The following is a 25165-nucleotide window of genomic DNA, read 5'->3' on the forward strand; positions in this document are numbered from 1 at the left end:
GCCCACGACAGGTGCCGGTAGAAGCCGGCGTTGTTGACGAGGATGTCGACGGGACCGTCCGCGGTGGCCGCCCGGGCGACCTCGGCGGCCGTCGCATCATCGGCCAGATCACCCAGCACCGCGGTGGCGCTCCCGCCGGCCGCACGGATCTCCCGCGCGACCTTCTCCGTGCGCTCCTGGTCCCGGCCGTGGACCACGATCGCGGCACCCTCGGCCGCCAGCAGCTTCGCGGTGGCCTCACCGAGCCCGAGACTCGACCCCGTGACCAGGGCACGCTTTCCGGTCAGATTCAGGTTCATGTCCTATGTCCCTCTCCTGGGATTCCCGTGCCACGACGGCCGGGAATGTCTGTCAGTACTGAAGTCTACATCCGTAGACTACGACTGCAGACTTCCCCCATGGCGGCAAGGAGGGGAGAAACGGAAGCCGGCCCGGGGCACGGGGCACGGAAGGGCATGCAGGGCGAAGTCGACGACCGGTTCCTGATATTCGGGCCTGTCACGCTCGGCAGCGGGGACACCCGTCCTCGGTACGCGGCCGGCCCTGCCCAAGAAGTGGGACGAACGGGCCGGGACGGCGCCCTCACGCCCCTGGAAACAGATCCGGATTCCCGGCCCCTTCGGTCCCTGTGGTCCCTGCCCCGGGCTGGTCGGCCCGGCAATCCAGCGCGGCTGTCGCCAGCCGCAGGGCGGCGTGCAGCTCCCGTACCTCGACCACGGTGGGCCGTACCGTGTCGCACCAGTCGCCGCCCAGCCCCGGCCACACCGCCAGCGGGACCGGGCCGGCGGCGAGCCCGAGCCGGGCCGTGACGTACACCAGGTCCTCGCGGGCGCCGGTCCACGACAGGACGATCTCGCCCAGCGGAATCCGCACGGGCGCGCTCACCGGCAGCCACACGGCCTGGAACCTGCCGCCAGGAACGCGGTCCACCGACGTCACCAGCGCTCCCCTGACGTCGCCCGGCATGGGTGACCTGGTCAGTGTCCGCAGGTCGACCGGGCTGCCATAGGGGTCACGGCCCCGTACCAGGGTCAGGGCGGGCCGGCCCGCCCGGTCACCCGTGAACGGGTGCCGCGGAACACCGGCCGGAATCATCCGAGGACCGCGCGAGGGCCCCGGCCGCCTGCCGAACGTCGTCATGGGATCACCTTCGTGTGGTGGAGCACGACACGGACCGGCGGCGTGCGGCCTGTCGTGCGCCCTGCCGCCGGGTTCCGCCCCGCACATCGGTCATCTGACTGCGGCCCGTGAGAGGCCCGGTGCTCAGTCGTCGGCCGGCAGTTCGCGGTCGTCCAGTACTTCGGTGAGGAAGGCGTCCCAGTCGAGGGCGGTCGTCTCCGCCTCGGCCGCCACGATGCCGTACGTGGCGTCGAGCCACTCCTCCAGCGCCGGGGCGGGCAGCTCGAAGACGGCACTCGCACCCTTCGACTCCAGCAGCAGCCAGACCGCCCTCCCCGCGTCGCACGGCGCGGGCCACACCTGCACATCGCCTTCGCCGCTCTCCTGCACGAGACCGTTGTGCAACAGCTCACGGCTGATGCGCCAGGTCACGCTGGACCCGAGCCAGGGCGTGAAGGTGACGGAAACGATCATGGGAGTGGCCGGATCGAACCGGAAATCCGCCCGCGCGGGTTGCCGCGGGACACCGTCCAGCACCCGGTGGATGGCCAAAGTGAGCGCGGGCAGCTCCTCATGCGCCGTCTGGCATATCCGAAGGCCGGACTGTTCGCCGTTCATGACGGGGATTCCCTTCCGTGGTGCGGGGCCGTTGTCGCTGACTCTGCTCCAGGACGGGGTGCCCCGGCATCAGTCACCTGACGGTGCGCGTGAAGTTTCAGCCAGCGGGCGCCCGTGTCCGGCTCTCCGGCGCCCCCGCGCCGCGCCCGGGCACGGGGTCATCCGCCGTGGGAGGCGAGCGCGGCGTCGATCAGCCGGAGTGTGCCGCGGTACCGGGTCCGCTCGGCGAGCCGGCGCAGTTCGTCCAGGGCGTCCCGGTCACCGATGCGCGCGAGTGCGTGCACGGCGGCGTTGGCCACCTTCACGTTGCGCGGTCCGTGGCCAGGCACCACGACCAGGCAGGTGTCGACGAGCGAGCCCAGGGCGAGCACCGTGTCCTCGTCGGGCGGCAGGAAGGAGAGCAGCCAGACCAGCCCACGCAGGGCGTCGGCGTTGAAGGGGTCGAACTGCTCGTTGACCGCCACCCACACATCGGTCGTCTTTTCGATGAGCGGACGGCTTCTGCCCTGCCCGGCCGACGAGAGCCAGGACAGAACCCGTTCCCGGACCGCCGCCTCGCCGACGTCGGCGATCAGTGCGCCGGCCGTCCGCCGCCACTTCGCCGTCGGCTTCGCGGCTCGCGCGGTCGCCGCATGGGACAGGATCGCGCACCAGGCAGGGCCAGACACAAGAATGTCGGCCAGGGCGGCCTCAGCCCACCGCTCCCCCGCGTTGAGCACGGGGTCCGTCAATCGGGCGGCCAGCGCGGCCCATCCGGGATCCCCGATCAGCTGAGCGGTACGGCGCACCGTGGCGACCACCGCCGGGGACAGTCTTCGGCCGGCGGTGAGCTCCGCGCGGGCCAGATACAGCAGGGCATGGTGCTGGACGCACCAGCGGTCCTCCATCGTGGCGACGGCCTCGATGCGCTCGGCCACCATGATGTCGGCGGGCAGGCCCTCCCCCAGGACGACGCCGAGGTGGAGCAGCCCCAGCTGGAGCGCCGAACCGGTGGGCGCCTTCTCGTACACGGCTGGCACCGCCTCCAGCAGACGGGCACGGACCTCGGCCGGCTGCCGCCCGAGGTACTGCACCAGCTCGCCCCACACCATCAGCAGGTCACCGGAGCTGGCGCGGAACGCGTCCACCGCCACGTGGAGCACGTTTTCCGGCACGTCGCTCCACAAGGCCGCGTCGGTTCTTTCCCGGTAACTCAGCCCGGCCATCGTCTTTCCCTGTCTTCTGAGTTCCCTGAGGCTCTGCGCCCCTGAGGCTGCTGAATCCCCGGAGGCGCTGAGTCCCCTGAGGCTGCTGGATCCCCGGAGGCGCTGTGTCCCCTGAGGGGCTTCTTGGTCCCCTGGGTCGTGCTATGTCCACTGACGCCTCTGTGTCCCCTGAGTCTTCCGCCGCCACCGGCGTCGAGGGCTCCGACACCGCAGAGGCCATGGCACGTCTGGTTTGCGGCTCCACCAGAGGGGGCTCGACACCACGGTTGCCGAGCCCCCGTTCCGCTCGCTCGCCCCCACGGTCGAGCGAGCGGGGCCAAATCGGGCGGGCTTTCCTTCGGGGGGTGACGAAAAGCCCGCCCGTCCCGCGGCCTCATCACGAAGGGCGGGAGTCACACACTTGATACACGCGATCGACGGACGGCGAGTTCACGGAAGATCACATGTTTCCTCACCAGCCGGCCTCGATCCCACGTCAGCAGGTGTGCCGGGCGACGGCACCGCAGGTGAGCCGTCCGGCCCGCGTTCAGCAGAAGTACGTGCTGCCCGGTCCGTAACCCGACATCGCCACCTCGGCCGTCCAGGCCCACACCTGCGTGGCGTCGGGCCACCCGTCGGCGTCGGCCGTGCCGACACTGCGGGGCGGCACCGGGCCCGAGCGGGCGTCACCGCGGCGAGAGACGAACGAAGCGAGCCTGGCGGCGGGCGTGGTGGCGGGTTTCGCGGTGATGTGCTTCGCGACGGGGTGTTTCGCAGTGATGCCCTGCGCGGCGGTGTGCATCGTGGAGGCCATGTCCCTGCCCGTCTGTCCGGCCGGCCTCGCCCGCCTGGGCGGTGCCGGTGCTGCCGTGGTGGTGAGGAGCGGGTCCCGTGCTGGGGGAAGTAGCACGGGACCCGCGGTCATGGGTCGGAGGTGTCTCTCCGGCCCTCCTCCGACCGGAGACACCCACTCCGTCACCGGTTGAGGCGGTGATGAGATCATGGCATCGAAATGCATCACCTGTCAATGCAGTGATGAATGAGGGCTGGCGAGTGTGCTCGCGGCCCGCTCGCCGCAGCCGTCTCCGGCGCTGTGTACAGTCTCGAACTGTCCACGACATGCGGACGGGGAGGTTCTGCGAAGTGCTGGAAGCCGTGGGAGTTTCACAGGAACAGGCAGCCGTATACCACATGCTCGTGACGGCGGGCGGAGCAACCGCCGAGGACGTCGCCCTGCGTAGCGGCATGGACGTCCTCGACGGCCAACTCGTGCTCCAAGCCCTGGTGCGCCAGGGGCTGGCCAGTCACACGGACGGCACCCCCAGGGTCTTCCGGGCGGTACCCCCGGACGTAGCACTCCTCCCCCGCATCAAGAACAGCGCCCAGGCCCTGGACGCCGCCCGGGCGGAGGCGGATCGCCTGCTTGAGGCGCACCGCAAGACCATGCGCCGCCACGACGCGGGGCATCTGCTTGAGATCATCACGGGAGGCGAGGCCCTGCGCCAGCGCCTGAAGAGCATCCAGGCGACGGCCCGCGAGGAGATGCTCTGGTTCTGCAAGGCGCAGTACGTGGCGATGCCTTCGGGCAGCAACACCGACGAGTTCGAGGCCCTCGCCCGCGGCGTGCGCTACCGCGTGCTGTACGAGAAGGCGTTCTTCGACGACGAGGGGGCCGTTGACAACGTTGTTGCGGGTGTGCGCGCCGGGGAGAGCGCCCGTGCCGTACCCGAACTCCCGCTGCGCCTGGCGATAGCCGACCGAACGGTCGCCGTCTTCCCCCTGGTCCCCGGCGGCCCCAACGGCAGTCCCGAGCAGCCGACCACCGCCCTGGTCCGGGACGGCAACCTGCTCAGCGCCCTGATCGCGCTGTTCGAGAGCTACTGGGAGAACGCGGTCCCCCTCAGCGTCTCGGACGAGGACGGCCTGACCAGGAACGAGACCGAGACCCACCCCTCGCTCTCACCGGCCGACAGCCGACTCCTCTCGCTGCTGATCGCGGGAGTGCCCGACAAGGCCATCGCTTCGCAGATGGGCCTCAGCCGAAGGACCGTCCAACGACGTGTGCAGAGCCTGATGGAACAGGCCGGAGCCGGCTCCCGCGTGCAGCTCGCCTGGCAGGCGGCCCGGCGCGGCTGGCTGTGAACCGAACCCTGCCGATCGGGCCGCCTTACGGCAGCGGAAACTCCAACCGTTACGGCAGCGGGAAGCCCAACTGCTCGGCGGTAGCCGCCAGTCCGGCGGGGCCCCACCGCTCCTGCACCGCCTCGACCGTGGACAGGGAGCGCAGTTCGGCACGGTCGAGGTAGAGCGCCCCGTCGAGGTGGTCACTCTCGTGCTGCACGATCCGTGCGCCGAGCCCGGCGTACTCCTCGACCAGGGGCGTGCCCCGCTCGTCCTCCCGACGCAGCTCGATACGGTCCGGACGAGCGACCACCGCTTGCCAGCCCGGCACGCTGAGACACCCCTCGAAGCTCGCCACCCGCTGCTGTCCGGCCGCGCGGTACGAAGGGTTGATCAGCACGGTGAAGGGCACCGGTTGCTGTCCGCGCTCGATCAGTCGCGCGGTCAACTGCTCGGGGGTGCCAAGGACCGCTAGGCGCAAGGGGATTCCGATCTGGGGCGCGGCCAGTCCGACCGCCGAGGGGGTGTCCTCCATCGTCTTGCGCATGCGGACGATCAGGCGTTGCAGGGTGGCGTCGTCGAGCTGCCCGTCAAAGGGCTCGGTCTTCTGCCGGAGCACCGGATCACCGGCGTTGACGATGCTCACGGGGCCTGTCTCGGCGAGGAGTTGGGCCACCTTCTCGGTGAGCTCGGTGCGTTCCATGCCTGACCCTTCAGGATGCTGTGGTGTGTTCCGTACGCGCTGTTCACTCAAGCACTCAAGTGGAGTCAGCGCACGGAGAGTTCACTGCCTCGCCGAGCAAGTGAGAATGAACACAGGTCGAGGACGTGGCAGCCGCTGCGTCGACCGTACGCCGACTGACGCACCCCTGACCGCAAGTAGGTTACATGGGCCTCTCGGGTAGCGTGTGATCGCACACGTATACATACGTTTTCTGAATGTCGGGCCACCGCGACTGGTTGACGTACCGCCAGCGGGCGGCCGACGGTGGCCCCGCGTACTGCCGTTGCGACGCAGCCGGAACCATCCGAGCCATGACATCGACGCCCAGGACGTCGCCACAGCGCCCGACAGGACGGGAAAGCGCTCCGACCGGAACGAACACGCTTCCGGGAGAATCGTTCTGAGCGAAGAATCGAACTGTTCGAATAAAGCGAACTTACGTACCCAGAAATCCGGTTACGCGCAATATTTCCGCTTCCCGCTTTCCGCTTCCCGCTTCCCGCTTCCCGCTTCCCGCTTCCCGCTTCCCGCTTCCCGCTTCCCGCTTCCACAGCGTCTCCCTCACGGCAGTGGCCGACGAGGCGCAGCATCAGCACGCGGATGCTCAGACTCCCCCGCCCCTATTACGCCGTAATAATGAACGACGAAGGCCGAGCAAGCAGCAACCCCTGTGGCCACCACGGGACTTGACCGTGGTCACCACAGGGGTTGCTGTTCACCCCGGAGTACCGAGTACCGGGCTCAGACTCAGGGCCGACGAGCTCGGCTACGACCCGGCGCGGTCCTGGCGGTGCTTGTTGAGGATGTCCAGCATCCGGTCGAACTCGACGTCGCTCATCTTGTGAATGAGGTGCATCGCGATGAAGGCGCCGTCCTCATAGGGAAGCCGCCGACTGGGCGAGACGCCCGCATCGGCCAGCTCAGATTCCGGGACGGAGACAGCGCTGTCGGACCGGGGCACCGGAACCGTCTCGGCCGGCTCCGCACTCCCCTTCCGGCCGACGGCACTCGCCGGTTGCGGGTCCTCGGCCTTCGTCACGGGAGCGGCAGGAACTGAGGAAGCCGGGGTGGGCTGGCTCTCCGGCTCATCCGTACGAGCGGAGGGAACGGTTGCCGGAGCAGCCTCTGACGTCTCGGACACCACGGGTTGCGCAGGCTCTTGCGCTCGCTCGACGGCTTTCGGCTCCTGCGCCGCCCGCGGCTCGGCAGCGGCTTCCGGCTCCTCCACCTCTAGCGGCTCAGGAGCAGGTGCCAGCTCCTCCCCCACTCGCGGCTCGGCGGCAGGTTCCGGTTCCACCACTGCCACCGGCACCGCGGCAGCAGCTGCCTGCTTTTCCGCGTCCTTCCGGGCACGCTCGGCCTTGAGTTGCTCAAGCGCCGACTCCTGCTGGTCCTGCGGGGCCTTCGCCACGGCCCGCAGGAACTCAACAGGCTCCTCGCCGACGACCGCCTGGAGTTCCGGCGTCAGGTTCAACAGGGCCAGGCGCTGTGACACCCAGCCTTGCGACTTCCTCAGCCGCTTGGCGAGCTTGACCTGCGAGCCGTGCAGGGTGAGCAACCGTTCCAAGGCACGCGCTTCATCCAGCGGATCCAGGTCATTGCGGTGGATGTTGGCGACGAGCGCGGATTCGAGGATGGCATGGCCGTCGCTGCCCTGCTCGTCGTCGACCATGACACTGAGATGCGTGAGACCGGCTTCGCGGGCGGCAGCCAGGCGGCTGCTGCCGTCGACGACGACATGGGTCGTATTGGGTTCCAGGTCACCTTCCCGCTCGGGATTGGCCTTGATGTAGGCATCACGGTTCATGACGGTGATGGCCTGCTTCTGGCCGTGTTCCTGGAGACTGCCCGCGAGTTCGCTGAGGTCGCCCAGTTCCCTGCGGGGGTTGTCGGGATTGGGGCTGATGCGGGAGACGGGAAGTCGACTCGGCGGGGCAACACCGTCCGTGGGCACACCCGTAGCGGCGCCGATGGCCGCACGTCGGGCGCTGACAGGCCGGGCGCTGCCTCCGAAGCGCCCGGCTCCGAGCTGATCGGCCTTGCTCACGAGATCTCCCGGGCCAGCGCGCGCATGCCGACAGCCTGCTGCGAGGCGGGAGCGTAACTCAGCAGGGGCTGCTTCATCCGCACAGCTTCTTTCTGTTCCTTCAGGTCGCTGATGAGCCCGACCACACGCGGATCCTTTATGTCGATCCATCCCTGCAAGGAGGATGTGGCGATGTATCCGCGTCGGCCGTCGTAGAGGTTGACGACGATGCCCAGATAGCCGACATCGAGTCCGAGGTCATTCCGCAGATCTTCGATCTGGTTGGTCAGCAGGTCGTAGGCGTCCGCCGAACTGTCCTCGGCCTGGACCACGATGAGCGCTCCGGACTGGCCGGGCTGTTCACCCTCGCGTCGGCGACCGTAGTAGGCGGCGGCGTCCATGCTGAGGCCGAGGCTGGGCGGGCAGTCGACCATGATGACGTCGTAATCACCTTCCAGCGGCAGCAGCGCCCGCTCCAGAGCCGCCTCGCGAGCACGCACGGCGGAGAGGCGTACGTCGAGAAGGAAAGCGTCGTGGCAGGCGGGCAACAGGTGCAGTCGTCCGCCGAAGTGATCGTCGTCGATGGAGACGATCAGGTCCTTGAGGTCACCCCGGGGGTCACCCGCCATGTGGTTGGTGAGGCTGTCGCCCTCCATGGGCAGAGGTGCGGCGCCCAGTTGATTGGTGAGGTGGCATTGCGGATCGAAGTCGACGAGCAGGACGCGCATGCCGAGCCCCGGAAGTTTTTCGACGGCGAGGGGGTCGTTGTCGGATCCTGCTGCGTCGTCCTCGCTCTCGCTTGCGCGGAGGGCGGTGGCCAGGGCCTTGGCCACCCGCACGGGATACAGCTGGTTGGGGTTCTCCGACAGTGCCTCCCCCATGCCCGCGGTGATGGCGGTCTTGCCGACGCCGCCCTTCTGGTTGCACACGACGATCCGGCGGGTGACCGCGGGCCGTTCCACGTCCGGTGCCGGATTGCTGTCCAACCAGAGCTGAACGGACTGGGCCAGCCCTTGGATGAGGGAGACCCTGCGGTCCTCCGCGATGCTTCGGAACTCCTCCCACTGCCCCGGAGGAAGGAAGGTGGAGAAGGACTCGGCTCCGGCCGTGTCGACCGTGGCAGTGCCGGAGGCGAGACCGCACCACATGGAGATCCCCTGCTCCACCGCGGTCTGGATCTCGATGCCGAGTTGGGCGGTTCTGATCTTGAGGTTCTGCCGGAGCCATCCCGGCAGTTTGGAGACGACCTTTGCCCGGTCGTTCGAGGTGGCTGGCATACTCATGGCGCTACCTTACTAACGTCCTAGATCATCCGTTGCATCGACACGTTAGTTAGTACGACTTGGTGATGCGTCAGCGCTCCCCAGCCCTATTACGGCGTAATAGAGGCCCCAGGTTCACAGCTCGGTCGCCCCGGACCCAGCGCGAGCGCGCAGCCGACTGCCTGACTATCTCACGCGAAGCTCGCCGGACGACGCTTCCGTCCCCGCGGGTCGGAGTCATCGAGACCCGCGACCTATTACGCCGTAATAGGTCGCGCCCTTGGATCAGGCTGCGGGACCGGTACTCGGAGCCGGTAGGAACCCAGCGGCGGTCTGCTGAGGCCCGTCTCGCGAGGAGCGCTCAAGCCCGGCCGCAGATCCACCCTCGTACCTGACTTCACCGAGCTGTCCCCGCGTGCCCGGCACACAGCCGATCGCCACGAAGCCGTCCGTGAACCAAGGGCTGTAAGCCGTGAACTTTGAGCTATAAGCCATGAGCTATAAGCCATGCGCCGTGAACCAGGAGCCGTGAGCCCAGGGCCGGGCCGCCTCCCACGAGGGACCAGCCACACCGCCTCTCCCTCGCCCTTTGCTATTACGGCGTAATAGGTCGGCGCGCGAACACACGAAGACACGACAGTGCGGCGGAGCCCGGCACCCCGCCCGGAATCGCGTCCCGAACCCGGCTCCTGATCACTCTTGCGTCGTCGCTGCCGCAGCCGACCCGTTGTCTGCCTTCGCTCCGTTCACGAACTCCGTAGCGGCAGCCAGGGCCAGCCGGGCGCCGGGGGTGAGCGCCAGGTTCGTCGTCGGCTGCCTCTCAAGCTTGCCGAAGGCCCGCACCGCTGCTTCCACATAGCGATGAAGGCTGACCATCTGCAGCGGCGTCCGGCAATGGGGGAGTACGGCTGCGATCTCCTCAAGCCAGTAGTCCGCATCGTCATCCGGTCGCAGGTCGTCACGCTGGTCCATGAGGGCAACGGCGATCGGGACCAGGAGCTCATGCCGCTTCTGGGCCGCTTCCTGGTTTCGGCGTTCAGCGGCCTGTTCCAGAATCAGCCGGCGCTCTGCTTGCAGTACGGCCTCAGGTGTCCGACGGACGGGACGGGCCTGGGGGGTCTCATCGGTCAGGTCGATCGCCTTCAAACGCTTCGCCTTGTTGTAGGCGGCGTTGGGCGCTGCGACGGCAAGTGCGGGAGCCAGTTGGCCCCACTGGACTCCGGCCTCCCGCGCATCGCTCACGGCACGGGCCTGGTGACCCTCGGCCTGCTCGCGCAGGTACTCCCACAGCTGTACTCGCTTGAGAGCCGCAGCGCCTTGGGCCGCACGGGACAGTCTTCGGAGGACGTGCGCATGCTTCTCGGTATACAACAGCGCACCGAACAATTCGTCGTCGGCCGGCATGCGTTCCACAGCCGGATCCTCTGCCTCTTCGTGCATCTGACGGAGTTCTCCGACGACAGCCCTCGCATCGAGTACCCCAATGCGCATGGGGGTCTTGACCAGCGGTTTCGTCGGCCGGTTCGTCACTCGTGCGCGCTTCGCCATGCTCAGATTGTGCCCCCTCGAAGGGCGATTCACAGAATGTGAATCGGCAGCTTCCAGACAGGGTCACGTCACGGAGCGCCTGGACAGGGCGTCGAAAAATTGCTGGTCACGGGGGAGTTGCGGGTAGGTGGGCAGGTGACGGCAGAGAGTCGGATGGATGACCAGGCAGACAGCACGCGGAACGTTCAGACAACGCCCTCGCACCAGTGAGGACCGATCCTCGATCTATTACGCCGTAATAGCTGCACCGGTCCGACACCTACACCGGTCCCAGAGCAGCGTTCTCATCACTGCGCTGTCTCGCCTTCAACCTGCTCCACCGTCCCAGGTGGGGTCGCTGGCGAGCAGGCTCTACGGGACGGTCCAGGAAGGACCCGAGATGCTCACTGACACCGCACCTATTACGCCGTAATAGGTGAACGGTCTGTCGCCGAACACTTGTCCCGTCCGGAACGGAGGGCAGCGGTTCCTCCGAGCCAGCATCACTCTCTCGTCGACGGCCCTCTCCAACGCACGCAAGCTGACCGGCTGTCCAAGGCTGGACAGCACCCATGGCCCAGCGAGGCGGCAATCCGGAAACCGATCCGATCCCCCTGTACGGCCCTTCATGCGCAACGACCGGATCTGCGCGATCCGACATCACTCGCTCGCTGCCGGGGAGCGGCCTGCACGGGGAGGGGGAGTGCCCCTGCTTTTTGACGCAGCCACCCGCGCACGACGAGCACGCCTACCTGAGCTATTACGGCGTAATAGGTTTCGCGCGGATAGGTGCGCACAGAGCATCCAGATTGCGGCGCAGGGATTGGACTGGGGGAGCGCAGAGCTGCGACGTCTCATGACCACGGTCCACGCGAGCACGGCCGTGACCTCAGAACAAGCAGCGCGCGTGGAAGGTGGCGCCTCTCGGACCTCGTGGCGCCTCACAGACCGGCGATCCGGTCGTAGGACTCCAGCGCGATCTGCTTGAGCCGGGGGAGACACGCCGCCGGAACCACTCACTGCGGCGACTTCGGATCGCGGTGCTGGCCGAGCAGGTTGTGTCAGAGATCATCGGGGCCCAAGCCCGTTTTCTGCTGCCGGGGCCCCACCACGCCCGCCACTGCGCCGTCTAGTGCGCCCTTCCCACTCATCCACCACGTGGGCGAGATCCACCTGTGCCAGCGAGACGACGTGCACTTCGGCCCCTCAATAACCGCGACGGGATGGCCGTCCGAGTCGATGACCACCGAACGGCTCCCGACTTCCGGAAGAAGCTCCCCCGCATGCTCCTAGTCGACGACGAGCCCTGTCCTGGAGGTTTTGGAACCGTTGAGGATCGCTGCGACGAGCTGGTCGCGTAGTGCGCAGGGGAAACCGGACTCGGCCCGGGATTCTTGAAAACGGCCAGGGATACTCCTCGCATCACTCGCTCTGGTGTTCAACGAAGTGGGGAGTTTCGAGGAGCGTGGCCCTGGTCGTCGGCTTGGGTTTCCGGCTCGTGGGGCGCGCGGGCCGCGTTGAGGCGTCGAGACGCTGGCTTCGTGTCGGTGGCCAATCCGTGATCCTCACGCACGGCCACACCAGCGATCAGCTGCCTGCGGAAAGGCCCCCGTCAAGGAGCCGTGCCGTGAGTTCCATGCACCGCGTCCGAGCCGCGGAGAAGCCATAGGGCATCTTGGTTACCGCTTCGAAGGCACTCATCTGGGCGTCCTCCTCGCCGCTCGTCTCGGCGTCGTAGATCTCGAAGAGCTTCTCCTCGGCCACGTCCAGTCCGGCCGCTTCAATGGCCTGGAGCAGGGCCTTGTGGTGGGCGCAGTGCTGCGCGGCGAGTTCCTCGACCCGCGGGTCGTGGGGATCGACGGTGTCATCGAGGGCGGCGTCGGCCGCGTCGAGGCGGTCTGCCTCGGCCCGTAGGCCGGGATGGGTCGCCAGGGTGATGAACACGCTGGCCTGAATTGCCGCTCCCAGCGGCCCGAAGATCCGTTCCGTGACCAGCAGGGCGTCCAGGTCGGAGGGGCGCAGTGCGCCAGAAGGCAAGTGGCTGAGCCGGTCCGTGACCAACGGGGAGAGCAAGCCCAGTGAACTGCCCACGGCCCGCAGGCACTGGACTGCCGCGCGCTGACTCTTGATGTCGGCCTCCTGAGCAGCCAGGGTCTCCTCCAGTCGGCCCAGGACGGCCTCAACGTCCCGGGCTTCGTCGAAGGCGGCCCGCATGTCGTCCAGGCTGATGCCGGCCTCTGACATCTTGCGGATCCACAGGAGGCGGATCATGTCGTCGTAGCCGTAGCGGCGGCGTCCGTCTCCGCCCCGCTCGGGCTCCGGCAGCAGACCGATCTGGTGGTAGTGACGAATGGCGCGCGGGGTGGTTCCGGCGAAGGCGGCGGCATCGCCGATCTTGACCTCGCGGGGAGGCGTGGCGGAGGGGTACATCGCAGACAGGGCCTTTCGTCCTGTGGTGCCCTCGACGACACCACATGCCGCTACGGCATGTGCAACTACACACCGCCCGGACCCTGACGGGCTATCGGGTGGTCCCTCGCCGTGGGTGTCCCGTCCCAGCACAGGCCCGGAATGGGTGGGGAAATCCGTCGAGCAGGTCTGATGGCACCCCGAGCAGGGGTTGGGGATTTTTCAAGGAGCCCCATCACTGTCTGGACGGCGGGCAGGCACCAGCAGGCCGGGGCGCCGCAGCGCAACGCAGGCTCTACGTCGGCGAGAGACCCAGTCGACCAGGGGCCCAACTCCCCAGCACGACAGACCTCGACGGCCGTCCACGTAAATGAAGATCCGCGTCCAGCGGCGTTATCCGAAGATCCGAAAGGATGGTTCACCAGTGACGGCTGTTGACCAGGGACCAGGCCTGGCCCCCGCCTGACCGGCGGCGCGGGGGCACAGTCCCTTGCTCTGAACACGAGGGCAGGGACTGAAAAGTTCAGTGCGGGTGAGGGACTGGCGCTCGGCCGGGGCCGAAGGACGTAAGCCGGAGTTCTCCACCGGTAGGGACGCCCGCAGGGCGGGAAGAGACCAAGGGACCAAGAGACGGGGACTGAAGGGTCTGTGAGTCCTTCGGTCCCTGGTGTTCAGTCCCTGATGTTTTTGCAGGTCAGAGGCGTTCTACCAGTCCATCAAGGGACTGTAGGGACTGAACAGCGCAATTATGACGTAGACATGGATTATGTGTGTTCATATGCACGCGCGCATACAACACATATCAAGTACAGCTCATAATGGGCGAGTTGAGTCCCTACAGTCCCTTATAGGCTAGGGAAAACTCTCTGACCTGCGAGGATGTCCAGTGACCGAAGAGGGACTCCAGACTCTCTCAGGCCCTGCCTTTTGGTCCCTGAGGCACTTTGGTCTCTGCCCGGCTCCGGAGACATGGCGTCTCATGCCTTGTCGCTTCCGAGTCTTGAGTCCCTTCAGCCCCTAGGGTGGAAGTGCCCCCCAGTACCCAGGGACCCAAGGGACCGAGGAAACTGATAAAAACAGGACTCGGTCCAGTTCCCCCTAGATCCGGGACGATGGGTCCTACACTCGTTCGGGAATTAGAGTCCCTTCGGTCCCTGACTGCTTTTTCAGCCAGGTGGCCGTGCAGGGAACCAGCAATGAGAAGTGACGAGGACGATCCCGTGCCGCGCGAAGGTGACAACCGCGAGAGTGCTGCCCGAGGCGGGCACGCACCACCCCACGCGATTGCCCAGTGGTGCGCCGCCCAGGGCTGGCCCGTGCACCCGCTGGCTCCGGGACGCAAGACCCCGGCCGGGAACTGCCCCCGGTGCAGGACCGACCGGCACGAACCCGCCAAGTGCCCTTGCCTGCCCGCAGGACTGCCCTGTCACGGCTTCCACGCGGCGACCACCGACCCGGAGCTGATCGACCGTTGGTGGAGCGGCAGCCCCGCGGCGGGAGTCGGTGTGGCCTGTGCTCCCGCAGGACTCGTCGTCATCGACATCGATGCCCACGCGGCTCCGGTGGCCGACCGGTCCCGTCTGCTGCCCGGCATCCCGATCCCCGAGCAGGTGAGCCTGGCCGGACTGGCGTCGGGTTTCGACACGTTGGCGTTGCTGGCGGCGTATCGGGGCGCCCCGGACCCTGCGCAGGACACGGCGACGCTGCGGGTGCGCACCCCGTCGGGCGGCCTGCACGTCTGGTACCGCAATCCCGATCCTGCGCCCCGCTTCCGGTGTTCGACCGGGTCGGGTCGCAACGCGGCGCTCGCCTGGCAGGTCGATGTGCGTGCCGACGGCGGCTACATCGTCGCGCCCGGCACACGAACCACCCAGGGCGTCTACCGGGCTGAAGGAGCCGCCCGCAGCCCCGCCCCGCTGCCGGACTGGCTCCTGGGCGAACTCGTGCGCACAGGACACGTCGTCGAGCCCCGGAAGGCCCTGCCGGACGCCCCCGGAGCGGGCGGCGTCCCGTCCCGTCCCGGAGGCCGGAGAAAAGCCGGTACGGCCCACCAGATAATCGATCCGCTGATCGCGCACGTGGCCGGATGCGTCATGGCGCCTGAAGGGACCGGTTTCACGGAGAAGCTCAACCGGGCCGCGTACACGGCCGGCGGTCTCGTCGGAGCCGGACACCTCGACCACACGGCCATTCGTGACCGGCTGGTCCGTGTCGCCTGCCACGCCCGTCCCTGGCAGCGGACCAGAAATGAAATGATTGTCGATGATGCGCTTGCCGCGGGGGCAGCTCGCCCTCTCCACCTCAAAGGAAGTCCATGAGCAGCAGCGCCGAAGGCTCTCAGCGTTTCGACCCGCAGGCTGTCGCTCAGCAGATGCTCGACCTTCAGCTGGCGGAGGAGGCCGCGCCCACCCGTCTGCCTGCTCAGACGATCTCCGACACACTCACCGAGTTTCCCGCGGCAGCCCCCCGGCCGGTCGGTGCCGGACTGCCGCCGCTGCCGCCGTCGTTGTCGGACCGGGGCAACGCGAGGCTGTTCGCCCAGCTCCACCGCGATCAGTTCCGCCATGTCGAGGGACTGGGCTGGTTCGCGTGGGACGGGCACCGCTGGAAGCGCAGTGGGGGAGAGAAAGCAGCTCTCTGGGCTGCGGGGGAGATGGCCGAAGAGATGCCCGAGAGCGATCCGCGTGGAGTGTTCAGCGACCGTGAGATCACCCAGCACAAGCGGCGCACGCTGTCCACGACCGGGATGAAGGCGCTCCTGACCCAGGCGAAGGCATCTCCTGATCTGTCCGTGGACCCCGACAGCCTCGACGGGGATCCGTACGCCCTGTGCACCCCCGCGGGCGTGGTCGACCTGCACACCGGCAGTCTGCGCAAGGCCGATCCCACGCGTGATTTCCATTCCCGGGCCACCAGCGTCGCTCCCGAGGGCATGGAGACCCCGCGCTGGCACCGCTTCCTCGCCGACACCTTCGGGGACGACGACGAGGGCCGGGAGATGATCGATTTCCTGCACCTGTTGCTCGGGTACTCCATCACCGGTGACGTGGGCGCCCAGGTGCTGCCGTTCCTCCACGGTGAGGGAAAGAACGGCAAGTCGGTGCTGCTCGACATCATGATCCAGATCCTCGGTGACTACGCGGACGCCGCTCCGCCGGGCTTCCTGATGGACCGGGGCGCCTTCTCGGAGCACTCCACGGAACTGACGGAGCTGCACGGCCGCCGCCTGGTGGTGTGCAGCGAGCTGAAACCGAACGACAAGTTCGACGAGGCCCGGGTCCGGCTGCTGACCGGCGGTGACAAGATCAAGGCCAGGCGGATGAGGCAGGACTACTTCTCGTTCACCCCCACCCATCACCTGTGGCTGCTCGGCAACCACCGTCCCGAGGTCTCCACGGGCGGCTTCGCCTTCTGGCGCCGCATCCGGCTGCTGCCCTTCACGCGGACCGTGCCGGCCGCGCGCAGGATCGACAACCTCGCCTTCGAACTCGTCCGGGACGAGGGCCCGGGAATCCTGCGGTGGCTCATCGAGGGAGCACAGCGCTATCTGGCCACCCGGGACCCGCTGGAGGGCCCCGACCGGGTCCGCATCGCCACGACCGCCTACGCCACCACGGAGGACCACATCGGCCGGTTCCTGGCCGAATGCTGCACGCGGGACGGCGACGCCGGCCGGGACCTGCGGGTGGAACAGGGCCTTCTGTACACGGAGTACAGCTCCTGGTGCAATGCGGGGGAGGGGATCAGGCCCGCGACGCCGCGGGCCTTCGCCAACCGGGTCCGCCAGGAGGTCGGCGTGGCCTCGCCCGCCGACATGATCAAGTCCAACGGCCGGAAGTACTACCCCGGCATCGCCCTGCTGGAGCACTCATGACGGCTGTCGTGAATGAGCCGTCGAGGGCACGCGGCCTACACGCCTGTCGTCGCGCGCTCTACCATGGACGCCAGGCCCCACATACGGCCGCCACCGGGCGGTACACGGGTCGGAGCGATACGGACACAGGCCCGGCCACGTCTCCCTGGCCGGGGAGCACGCCGACGAAGGAGGGGCTGCGGCCATGAGCTCGCTGTTGACCGAGAGCGACCTCATTCACGAGGAAGAGGTCGTGTGGCTGGAGAACCCCGAGCGGCTGGACTACGTCCGTCAGGCGCTGGACAAGACCCGGCGGCGCAACACCAAACCGCCGTACGCCCGGGACGGGCGCATGGTGGGGTACGCGCTCCTGGACGACGCCGCCACCCCTGACCCGGACAGCGGCCTGTACAAGCGGCGGGTCTTCTTCCTGCTGCCCCACGACCGGGACAGTCTGCCCGACGGCCTGTACCGGGAGGGGGCTCCGGGTGAGGCGGTCGACCCGCGCACCATCGCCCCGAAGAAGCCCGGAGCCAAGACTCCGCGGTCGCAGAGCGGTTCCGTGGCCATAGCGACGTCCGCGCCGTGACGGCAGGCACGACGGAGGAGTGCGGACCGGTTCGGTCGGCCCGACTCCCGAGGGTCCTTCCGTGCCATGCAGAAGCCCGCCCAGCAGGCGCGCAGGGCGGGCCTGGGCATCTTTGTCCACGGGCTTCCGTACAGCGCCGCTGAAGGGCTGTGACGGCGTTTACGGGGGCGGCGGCGCAGCCCGCTGTCGACGACGGCCTCCTCGACTTGGGCCAGTGACCTGCCGCTGACGGCGGACCTGGAGCGCCCCGTTCCCCGTTTCCGGTTCGAAGCATCCGCGTCCAGCAACGGCCCCCAAGTAACCGCGTCCAAGCATCCGCTTCGCGCGGGCAGAGCGGGCAAGGGCCCCACCCCGTAGGGACGCTGTTGGTTAATTCGGCCCTTGCTGTGCCCCGTCGAGCGTCAGTTCGACGGGGCACAGTGCTGCGAAGTGGCTGGTGCGGGTGCGGGCTCGGGGTGTGCCGGTGAGGTGGGCGTCGATGCGGGCGAGGTTGATCGCTGCCCCGGCGAGCTGGTGCTGGATGCTGGTCTTCGTCAGCCCTCGGTAGCGGGATCTCCGCAGGCCGCAGCGGCCGACAGCCTGAGAGATGGTGCCCTCGACACCGGCATGGATCTTGTAGCGCTCTTTCCAGGCGTCGGTCTGCTGCTCGCGCCGGATGGCACGGATGGCGTCGTGTTCAGCTTGCTGTCGGCGCAGCATGAGTTCGCGTCGGCGACCGGTGGGCGAGCTGACGCAGGAGCGCAGGTAAGGGCAAGGACCGCAGAGGCTGACGGGGAACCGCACCTGGATGACGGGCAGTCCTTTGGAGTCGGTGCGGGGATACCAGCTCGTGGCGGTGACACCGCCGGGGCAGGCCACCTGCTGGTGGCACCAGTCGATGGTGAACGCGTCCAGCCCAAAGGCACCCTTGGCCTGGGACGAGGTGTTGTCGCGTTTGACCCCGGCGGGAGACCAGGCGGGCCGGCCTCGTGAGGCGAACAGATCCGCGAAGTCCTCGTCACGGAACACCGGTCCAAGTTCGTCCCGCACCCGGATCGCCAGACTCCCCTTCGGAAAAGCGGCCCGCGCCACCCGCACCGTCTCCGCCGGGATCTCACTCGACCCGCTCGGCTGCATCGACATCCGCACCCACCCCATACGACAACGTCGGCCTTCAAGACCACAACCGGGTCTTGAAGGCCGACGTCACGCAAAGGGCCGAATTAACCAACAGCGTCCCCTGGCCAGGGGTGCGGCCCTTGCGTGACCGGCTCGGCGTGACGCCCGTACGCGCGCCTACCGGCCGTCGCCGTACGGGTGTTACCCGGCGTCGCGCTCCGAGGCGGCGGGCTGCAGCACGAAGTCGCGGACCACGGCGGTGAATTGCTCGGGTTCCTCGATGTGACCCATGTGGCCGCTGTTCTCCAGGACGACCAACTGGGAGCCGGGGATCAGGTCGTGGAGCTCCGCGGACCAGCGTGGACCGCAGATCACGTCGTGCCGGCCGACGATCACCAGGGTCGGTACCTCAAGGCCCCTGAGCGCGGCACGGTCGTCGATGGGATCCGGCGACAGGTCCTCGTCCAGGCCGGAGATGTAGCTGGCCCGGACCGCGTCCCGGATCGGGGCGAACCGGTCCTCGTTGCCCCAGTAGTCGGCGAAGTACGACGGCAGCACGCCGCGGGCGACGGCCTCGGTCGACGCATCGTCGTGCATGGCGGACATGGCGCCGAACGCGGCGAGCACACCGGCGAGTTGCGGATGGCCGGCGTGCTTGGCCGCGAACTCCTGCACCCTGCGGGCGGCTTCCTCGCCGTGCTCGGGACCGGTGACCGGCGCCCCCTCGTACAGGATGACGCCCGCCAGCCGCTCCGAGCGGTACAGGGCGTGATAGGCCGCGACGAACGCACCGTGGGAATGGCCCAGAAGATGTACCTCGGGCACCCCGAGCCGGTTGATCAGCACGTCCAGGAAACGGCTGTAGCGGTCCCGGGTGTAACCGTGCGGATGAGTGGGGAGCCGGCCGGAGTCGCCGGTGCCGACGGGCTCCACGTAGACCATGGTCAGGTGCGCTTCCAGGAGTGGCATGCGCAGGTAGTCCCAGAAGATGCCGGGTCCGCCGGAGTGGACCACACAGACCGGACCCTGGCCGTACACGTGGTAACGCTGGGTGATGCCTCCGATCTCGAAGGAGTGGGTGCCGTGGGCGAGCGGGCCGTCCTGGGCCGGTGTGGCGGCAGCGGGGTTCGTACGGGGGCTCATGGCGATCTCCGTGTGGTCGAGAATGTCACTGACACCGACACGGACCCGGGAGAGCACCGAAGTTCGGTTCATCTGGAGTGATTCAGCTCACACCGCGGTGGTCCCGCGGGTGAGCTGCGGGGATCAGGTCACGGGCGGCAGGGCGGGCCCGGTGGTGCCGAGCTGCTCGGCGGCGACCACGGGCGGCACCGGCCAGGTCACGCCCGGCGGCGGCCAGCTCTGACCGGTCGCCCGCAGGAACTCGGCGGGCGGTTCGTACAGCGGGGGCTGGGTGCCGTCGGGGATCATCGAGGTCCAGGTGATCCCCTCGGTGCGGTCCTTGAACTCCTGCTTCATCGCGTCCAGCCGGTCCGGCTGTTCGATCAGGTCGATGGCGCCGGCCGCCAGGTAACGGGCCGCGGACAGCAGGGCCTGATGTCCGATGTTGGTGGCCGCCGTGGCGGTGACGCCCCAGTTGTGGTTGGGCAGTCCGGGCGGGTACGCGGCGGAGAGCAGCACCGCGGTCGGCGCCTGCCAGCTGATGTCGGCCGTGTCGGTGGCCAGACCACCTGTGTAGGCCGCGGCCGGCGGGGCCAGCGGCGTCAGGTCCGTCGGCATGCCCACCTCCGGCTTGCCGAGCGACTTCTGCACGGCCTTCGCCAGGGCGTGGTCGGCGTCGGTGAACTGAGGGGCGCCGATCTGCCGCATGTTGTCGTTGAGCAGCTCCGCACCGGCCTTGCTGGCCAGCAGGTTCCAGGTGGCGGAGTGGAACTTGTGCACCAGACGGGTCTGGCTGGCCTGGGCGGCGGCCTGCGCGCACGCCACGATCTTGTCGTAGAGGACCTGGGCGCGCGCCGGGCTGCCCTCACGGACGAAGAACCAGATGGAGCACATGTCGGGGGTCACGTTCGGGGCACCGCCGCCGTTGATGACCGCGTAGTGGAACCTGCCCGAAGGAGCGACGTTCTTCTCCCGCAGGTACTCCGACATCGTTGCCATCAGCAGCGCGCCGTCCAGGCCGCTCTTGTTGCCGAGGGGGGTGCCGCCGTGCCCGGAGGCGCCGAGGAAGGTGAAGGTCGCCGATATCAGGGCGCTGGTGGTGTTCCAGAACGGCACCGTGATGTTGAAGGGATGCCAGTCCAGGAAGGCGTCCAGCCCGTCGTACACACCCTCCTTGACGGCGTACGCCTTGCCGACGAGCTGTTCCTCGCCGGCGCTGCCGAACAGCTTCACCGTCGCCTTCAGCCCGCCCGCACGGATCGCCTGGGCGACGGCGATGGCGGCGGCCGTGCCGCCCGCGCCCAGCGCGTTGTGGGCGTCGCCGTGCCCGGCGCCGTAGGTGGGGCCGTAGGCGTCGTAGTTGTAGACCAGCGGGTCGTGGGCGGTGGCGCCCTTCTTCTGGGAGAGACCCGGCAGGGCGTCGTACTCGGCGTTGAAGCCGATGACGGGTCCCTCGGTGCCGTAGGTGGCGACGAAGGCCGTCGGGAAGCCCGCGGTGCCCCACTTCACGGTGAAGCCGTTCGCCTTGAGGAGGCCGGCGGTGGCCAGGGAGGACTTCCACTCGCGCAGGGACAGCTCGGCGTTCGCCCAGACGTCGTCGCTGAGCTTGGTGACGGCGCCCTGGTTGGCAGTGATCCACTGGAGCGCGGTCTGCTTGGCCGCGGTGTCCCTGGCCAGACCCGTGGGCGCCCGGTAGGTCGCGGGGGAGACCCCGGTCTTCTCGTCGTGGCCGAGGGTCGCCGCGAGTACCGGATCTGCCTGGAGGATCGCCGCGGTGGTCGCGGTGGCGCTCAGGCCGAACATCTTGAGCAGGCGTCGGCGACCCATGTCGAGGTTGTTCATGTGGGTTTCGTTCCTCGGAGGGTGAGGGATGTCTGATGGCCCGCCGGCGGCCCGGGATCGGGGTCGTTGCCCGGTGCGTCCCGCCCGGTGGTCCGGCGTGGCATCTGACGGGGTGACAGCACACTGCGCAACTTCGGGGCAGTGTAGCCACGTTGCCGACGTAGACACGTATCTTCAGGCGCTAGAGATACGTGTGTCGGATCCCGGTTGCCCGTGACGGCGGGCGGAACAGGTGGACGCCCTCCTCGTGTCCACCGGCCTGGACCCGCCGGGCGGTCACTTCGCGGCGCGCTCGCGGGCGAGTTCGGCGGCCCGCCGCGCCGTTCCGCGGTACACCGGGCCGTGGCCGGGCAGTACGACGTCCGCCGCCACCTCGTCGAGCACGGACAGGGAGTCGAGGGCCCGCGCCCGGTCGGTGTGGAACATGCCGGGCAGCAGTTGCGGGCCGCTGACGCGGGACGTGGGATGGGCGGTCACCAGGGCGTCGCCGCTGACCAGGATGCCGCTGTCGGGCAGGTGATAGGCGCTGTGCCCCCTGGTGTGGCCCGGCGTGTACACGGGCACGGGGCCACCGGGCAGGTCGAGCCGCCCCGGTGCCGGGAACGGCCGGGGTTCGGCGACCGGCACGTGCGCGGTGCCGCCCGCTCTGAGGGCGTGCACGGCCCAGGGGACCACGCCCGGCCGCCAGGCCCGCAGCAGGACCTGGCCGACGGTCACCTGGTCCAGGAAGTCCCGGCGGGCGTGCGGCACTTCCTCCTCGTGCATGAGCACCGGGGTGCCGTACGTGGTCCGCAGGTACTCCGCGGCCCCGATGTGGTCGTTGTGGGCGTGCGTGACGAGGACCGCGCTCACCGCTTCCGGCGCGAGCCCCACGGCGGCCAGGGAGGCGAGGACGGCCTCGCGGTCCCCGGGGTATCCGGTGTCGATCAGGGTGCAGGCTGCGCCGTCCGTGACGATCACCCAGTTGGTGTTGCTGCCGGAGACCAGGTGGACGTTGTCGTCGACCCTGACGATGGCGTCGTCGCGCAGAACCGTGTGCATATCCGTTCCTCTGGCTCCGGTCGTACCACCGGGGTGTTTCCGGGTGGCGAGCAAGAACAGGCTAACAACACGTGTGCTGTGCACCTGGCCAGGTGCACAGCACACGTGATCATTCACCGGCCGGTTGCCGGAGCCTTGGACGCCGCGGGCGTCACGCCTCCTTGGGCGCCTCCAGGCTGGCCGGCGTGGCGCCGGGCGGGCCGAGGATGATGTCCCCGAACTCCTCGGTGACGGCCTGGAACAGCCCCATGTCCCACTCGGTGTCGGGCGTGGCCAGGTGCGCGGGCGTCCCGGTGCGGCGGATCAGCTCGGCGAACCGGGCGGGGGAGGTGATGGCCAGGGTGCGGGCGCCGTCCGCGCCGGCCTTGATCGTGTGCGGCGTGTTCATCGGCACCCGGTAGAAGTCACCCGAGCGCAGGGTGTAGGTGTCGGGACCGGCCCACACCGTCAGGGTGCCCTCGACCACCCAGATGCGCTCCTCATAGCCGGTGTGCACGTGCAGAGGTGTGCCGGCGTTGGCGGGAAGCCTGACGTCGGAGATGTCGTGGCGGCCCTCCGTCTCCTCCGCGGAGGCGAGGATGGAGAGGTGGAGGTGCTGCCCCAGGACGAATTGGCGGTCCTGCGGGACGGGCGGCGGCGAAGGGAAGTCGAAGTTGCTCATGGTGAGTGGCTCCTGGCTCACAAGGACACCGAGACCCGGTGCCTGGACGACGTGCAAACAGGAATGCGTGAGGACACCGAGTGGGTCTTCATTCGATAGAGGGAGTCTATACACATGTGCGGTGTGGGCGTGACGGAGTGGCCGCCGCCCGCGATGACGGCGCCGGGCTCACACTCGTCGCACACCTACACACTTGCATGCGTACACCCGGGACACGCGGCTCAGCGGGCCCGGCACGCGGGGCTCGACACCCGATGCGCGATCCCCCTGGGGCGCCCGGCGGGCGGGTGCAACCTGTCGGCGGGCACGCGCGGTTGACGGACAGGACCTGGTCGGGGCACGCCCCGTTGGCTGACGGGGCCTCGCGGGGCACGCCCGGTACGGCCGTAGCAGGCGTGTCCCGGACTGGTCGGTCGCGTCACAGGGCGCGTTCGTAGCCCGCCCAGGCGATGTGCGACTCATGAAGGGTCACGGCGATCCCGGTGATGCCACGCGCCCCCTCGCCCAGCGCGCCCTGGTGGATGCGGTCGGCGAGGCGGTCGGCGATCACCTTGGCCAGGTACTCGGTCGAGGTGTTGGTGCCCGCGAAGTCCGGTACGTCGTCGAGGTTGCGGTAGTTGAGCGCCCCGACGATGAGGCCGAGCTCCTGGGTGGCCAGACCGATGTCGACGACGATGTTGTCGTCGTCCAGCTCCGGGCGCCGGAAGGTGGCGTCGACGAGGAAGGTCGCCCCGTGCAGACGCTGCGCCGGGCCGAAGACCTCGCCACGGAAACTGTGGGCGACCATCAGGTGATCACGAACGGTGATACTGAACAAAGTACGACTCCAAGTGCCCTGTGGGTGAGCGGGGGCCGAGCCGTACGCACTGGTGGGCTGGTTGGCATCGGCGCCCTGACGACGGGCACACAACGTATCCCGACACGTGCGGCCTTCACGTCGTCCCCGTTATCCACCTCGTCCGCGACACTCAGGCCGCCGGCATCGGCATTGGCATGGACAACGACATCGACAACGTCTGTTCGCCTGTACAGTGTTCGGGCCGTGTCGGTCGGCTATCAGGCGGCTGCTTCCGAATTGCGCTTGTCCGCGGACCCGCGTGGCTCTGCCTGAGTAATCAAGCCGAGCAAGTCTTTGGGTAATATCCGGCCATGACTCAGAAGATTGTGACCGTTTACTACGACGACCTCACCGGTACGGAGTCGGACGAGGTCGGCACGCACAGGTTCTCTTTGAACGGCGTGGACTACGAAATCGATCTCACTCCGGAGAACTACGACAAACTGGACGCGGCGCTCCGGCCATTCATCGAGAGCGGCCGGAAGCTGGGCCGGGTGAAGGGCGCGGGTCGGGTGCGCAAGGTCGCCGCGGACGGTCCCAGCGCGGAAGAGGTCCGTGCGTGGGCTCGCGAGAACGGCTATGAGGTGAACGACCGCGGTCGCGTCCCCAAGGAAGTCCGGGACGCTTTCGAGGCCTCCCACTGACCAACGAGCGATGGCCCCGGCATCCTGCCGGGGATGTCGTGAAGGCATAAAAAAGGGCGATGGTGTATTCACCTTCGCCCTTCGCTTTGCCCGAACTGTCAAAAACCCTGCAAAGGTTGACAAGGTCAACTGCTGTCGCCCCCCGGGCATTCTGCGTGCCGGATCGCGGACATTCGGCACGGCACGGGGGAGAATCATGAACATGTCGCGCCATGTGATGGCCGCCGTTCCTGTGGCCGCTGCAGTCGGCCTGCCGGCCGCATCACCCGCGGCCGCTGGTACCGCCGAGTACTCCGGGTGCATTTCCACGGCATGCGGGAGTGCCTACGGCATGCGGGGGTTTCCATGGCACGCGGGAGTTTCCACGGCTGCTCGTACGAAGCCCGCCCCGGATAGGGCACGTACGAGTCCACATCGGCAGCGTGATCGTCCGCGGGCGACATGGTGAAGGATCCGCCGCCGGGCCGCCGGGCCGCATGGCCCGCCG

At 68.3% G+C, this 25165-nt stretch carries 20 protein-coding genes and 1 pseudogene; 5 read left to right on the plus strand and 16 right to left on the minus strand.

All coding sequences use genetic code 11. The features are described 5' to 3' along the window. The 5 genes from ACFYPJ_RS23125 to ACFYPJ_RS23145 all read right to left on the minus strand — a co-directional run. A partial coding sequence (locus ACFYPJ_RS23125; protein ID WP_389020220.1) for an SDR family NAD(P)-dependent oxidoreductase occupies positions 1–299 on the minus strand: 299 nt, incomplete at its 3' end. A gap of 283 nt (positions 300–582) precedes the next feature. Then, positions 583–1140 carry a hypothetical protein gene (locus ACFYPJ_RS23130; RefSeq protein ID WP_389020223.1) on the minus strand — a complete coding sequence of 186 codons (558 nt, stop codon included), beginning with the start codon at positions 1138–1140 and terminating at the stop codon, positions 583–585. Positions 1141–1263: 123 nt separating this feature from the next. After that, on the minus strand, positions 1264–1737 hold the full coding sequence (locus tag ACFYPJ_RS23135; protein WP_389020226.1) for an SsgA family sporulation/cell division regulator: 474 nt from the start codon (positions 1735–1737) through the stop codon (positions 1264–1266). Positions 1738–1895: 158 nt separating this feature from the next. After that, positions 1896–2942, minus strand: coding sequence for a hypothetical protein (locus ACFYPJ_RS23140; protein WP_389020229.1), 1047 nt, complete (start codon positions 2940–2942; stop codon positions 1896–1898). Positions 2943–3468: 526 nt separating this feature from the next. Then, complete coding sequence (locus ACFYPJ_RS23145; RefSeq protein WP_389020232.1) at positions 3469–3735, minus strand: hypothetical protein; 267 nt, start codon at positions 3733–3735, stop codon at positions 3469–3471. A 305-nt stretch (positions 3736–4040) separates the two neighbouring features. On the opposite strand from ACFYPJ_RS23145, the gene ACFYPJ_RS23150 reads away from it, so the two are divergent. After that, the gene (locus ACFYPJ_RS23150) at positions 4041–5063 is read left to right on the plus strand and encodes a helix-turn-helix domain-containing protein (RefSeq protein ID WP_389020235.1); all 1023 of its coding nucleotides are present in this window, start codon (positions 4041–4043) and stop codon (positions 5061–5063) included. Between the two features lie 49 nt (positions 5064–5112). On the opposite strand, the gene ACFYPJ_RS23155 is transcribed toward ACFYPJ_RS23150, so the two are convergent. The 5 genes from ACFYPJ_RS23155 to ACFYPJ_RS23175 form a co-directional block, all read right to left on the minus strand. Beyond that, a complete protein-coding gene (locus ACFYPJ_RS23155) occupies positions 5113–5745 on the minus strand; it encodes a peptide deformylase (RefSeq protein WP_389020237.1) in 633 nt (210 codons plus the stop codon). Between the two features lie 787 nt (positions 5746–6532). Further along, positions 6533–7813, minus strand: coding sequence for a ParB/RepB/Spo0J family partition protein (locus ACFYPJ_RS23160; RefSeq protein WP_389020240.1), 1281 nt, complete (start codon positions 7811–7813; stop codon positions 6533–6535). Continuing rightward, positions 7810–9075, minus strand: coding sequence for an AAA family ATPase (locus ACFYPJ_RS23165; RefSeq protein ID WP_389020242.1), 1266 nt, complete (start codon positions 9073–9075; stop codon positions 7810–7812). Before ACFYPJ_RS23165 ends, ACFYPJ_RS23160 begins: the two co-directional genes overlap by 4 nt. Before the next feature lie 672 nt (positions 9076–9747). Next, positions 9748–10602, minus strand: coding sequence for a hypothetical protein (locus ACFYPJ_RS23170; RefSeq protein WP_389020245.1), 855 nt, complete (start codon positions 10600–10602; stop codon positions 9748–9750). A gap of 1566 nt (positions 10603–12168) precedes the next feature. After that, complete coding sequence (locus ACFYPJ_RS23175; protein ID WP_389020248.1) at positions 12169–13011, minus strand: MerR family transcriptional regulator; 843 nt, start codon at positions 13009–13011, stop codon at positions 12169–12171. Positions 13012–14273: 1262 nt separating this feature from the next. Here ACFYPJ_RS23175 and ACFYPJ_RS23180 point away from each other — a divergent pair. From ACFYPJ_RS23180 to ACFYPJ_RS23190, 3 genes are all read left to right on the plus strand, one after another. Beyond that, positions 14274–15308, plus strand: a complete 1035-nt coding sequence (locus ACFYPJ_RS23180) for a bifunctional DNA primase/polymerase (protein WP_389020666.1) — start codon at positions 14274–14276, stop codon at positions 15306–15308. After that, the gene (locus ACFYPJ_RS23185; protein ID WP_389020251.1) at positions 15305–16864 is read left to right on the plus strand and encodes a phage/plasmid primase, P4 family; all 1560 of its coding nucleotides are present in this window, start codon (positions 15305–15307) and stop codon (positions 16862–16864) included. Before ACFYPJ_RS23180 ends, ACFYPJ_RS23185 begins: the two co-directional genes overlap by 4 nt. A gap of 184 nt (positions 16865–17048) precedes the next feature. Next, positions 17049–17432 (plus strand): DUF6009 family protein, encoded by a 384-nt coding sequence (locus tag ACFYPJ_RS23190; RefSeq protein ID WP_389020254.1) that lies wholly within the window; start codon positions 17049–17051, stop codon positions 17430–17432. Between the two features lie 369 nt (positions 17433–17801). Here ACFYPJ_RS23190 and ACFYPJ_RS23195 read toward each other — a convergent pair. The 6 genes and pseudogenes from ACFYPJ_RS23195 to ACFYPJ_RS23220 all read right to left on the minus strand — a co-directional run. Next, positions 17802–18359: pseudogene (locus ACFYPJ_RS23195) on the minus strand (transposase); the annotation flags it as partial. A gap of 372 nt (positions 18360–18731) precedes the next feature. Then, positions 18732–19673, minus strand: a complete 942-nt coding sequence (locus tag ACFYPJ_RS23200) for an alpha/beta fold hydrolase (RefSeq protein WP_389020668.1) — start codon at positions 19671–19673, stop codon at positions 18732–18734. 123 nt (positions 19674–19796) lie between these two features. Beyond that, entirely contained in the window at positions 19797–21494 is a 1698-nt protein-coding gene (locus ACFYPJ_RS23205; RefSeq protein ID WP_389020257.1) for an amidohydrolase, read from the minus strand. Between the two features lie 276 nt (positions 21495–21770). Beyond that, complete coding sequence (locus ACFYPJ_RS23210) at positions 21771–22535, minus strand: MBL fold metallo-hydrolase (protein ID WP_389020260.1); 765 nt, start codon at positions 22533–22535, stop codon at positions 21771–21773. 151 nt (positions 22536–22686) lie between these two features. Further along, positions 22687–23196, minus strand: coding sequence for a cupin domain-containing protein (locus tag ACFYPJ_RS23215; RefSeq protein WP_389020262.1), 510 nt, complete (start codon positions 23194–23196; stop codon positions 22687–22689). 418 nt (positions 23197–23614) lie between these two features. Beyond that, positions 23615–24013, minus strand: a complete 399-nt coding sequence (locus ACFYPJ_RS23220) for a 6-pyruvoyl tetrahydropterin synthase family protein (RefSeq protein WP_389020265.1) — start codon at positions 24011–24013, stop codon at positions 23615–23617. A gap of 332 nt (positions 24014–24345) precedes the next feature. On the opposite strand from ACFYPJ_RS23220, the gene ACFYPJ_RS23225 reads away from it, so the two are divergent. Continuing rightward, on the plus strand, positions 24346–24678 hold the full coding sequence (locus ACFYPJ_RS23225; RefSeq protein ID WP_389020268.1) for an Lsr2 family protein: 333 nt from the start codon (positions 24346–24348) through the stop codon (positions 24676–24678). Positions 24679–25165 lie beyond the last annotated feature (487 nt).

The sequence above is a fragment of the Streptomyces sp. NPDC006012 genome (assembly GCF_042871185.1).
Taxonomy (GTDB): domain Bacteria; phylum Actinomycetota; class Actinomycetes; order Streptomycetales; family Streptomycetaceae; genus Streptomyces.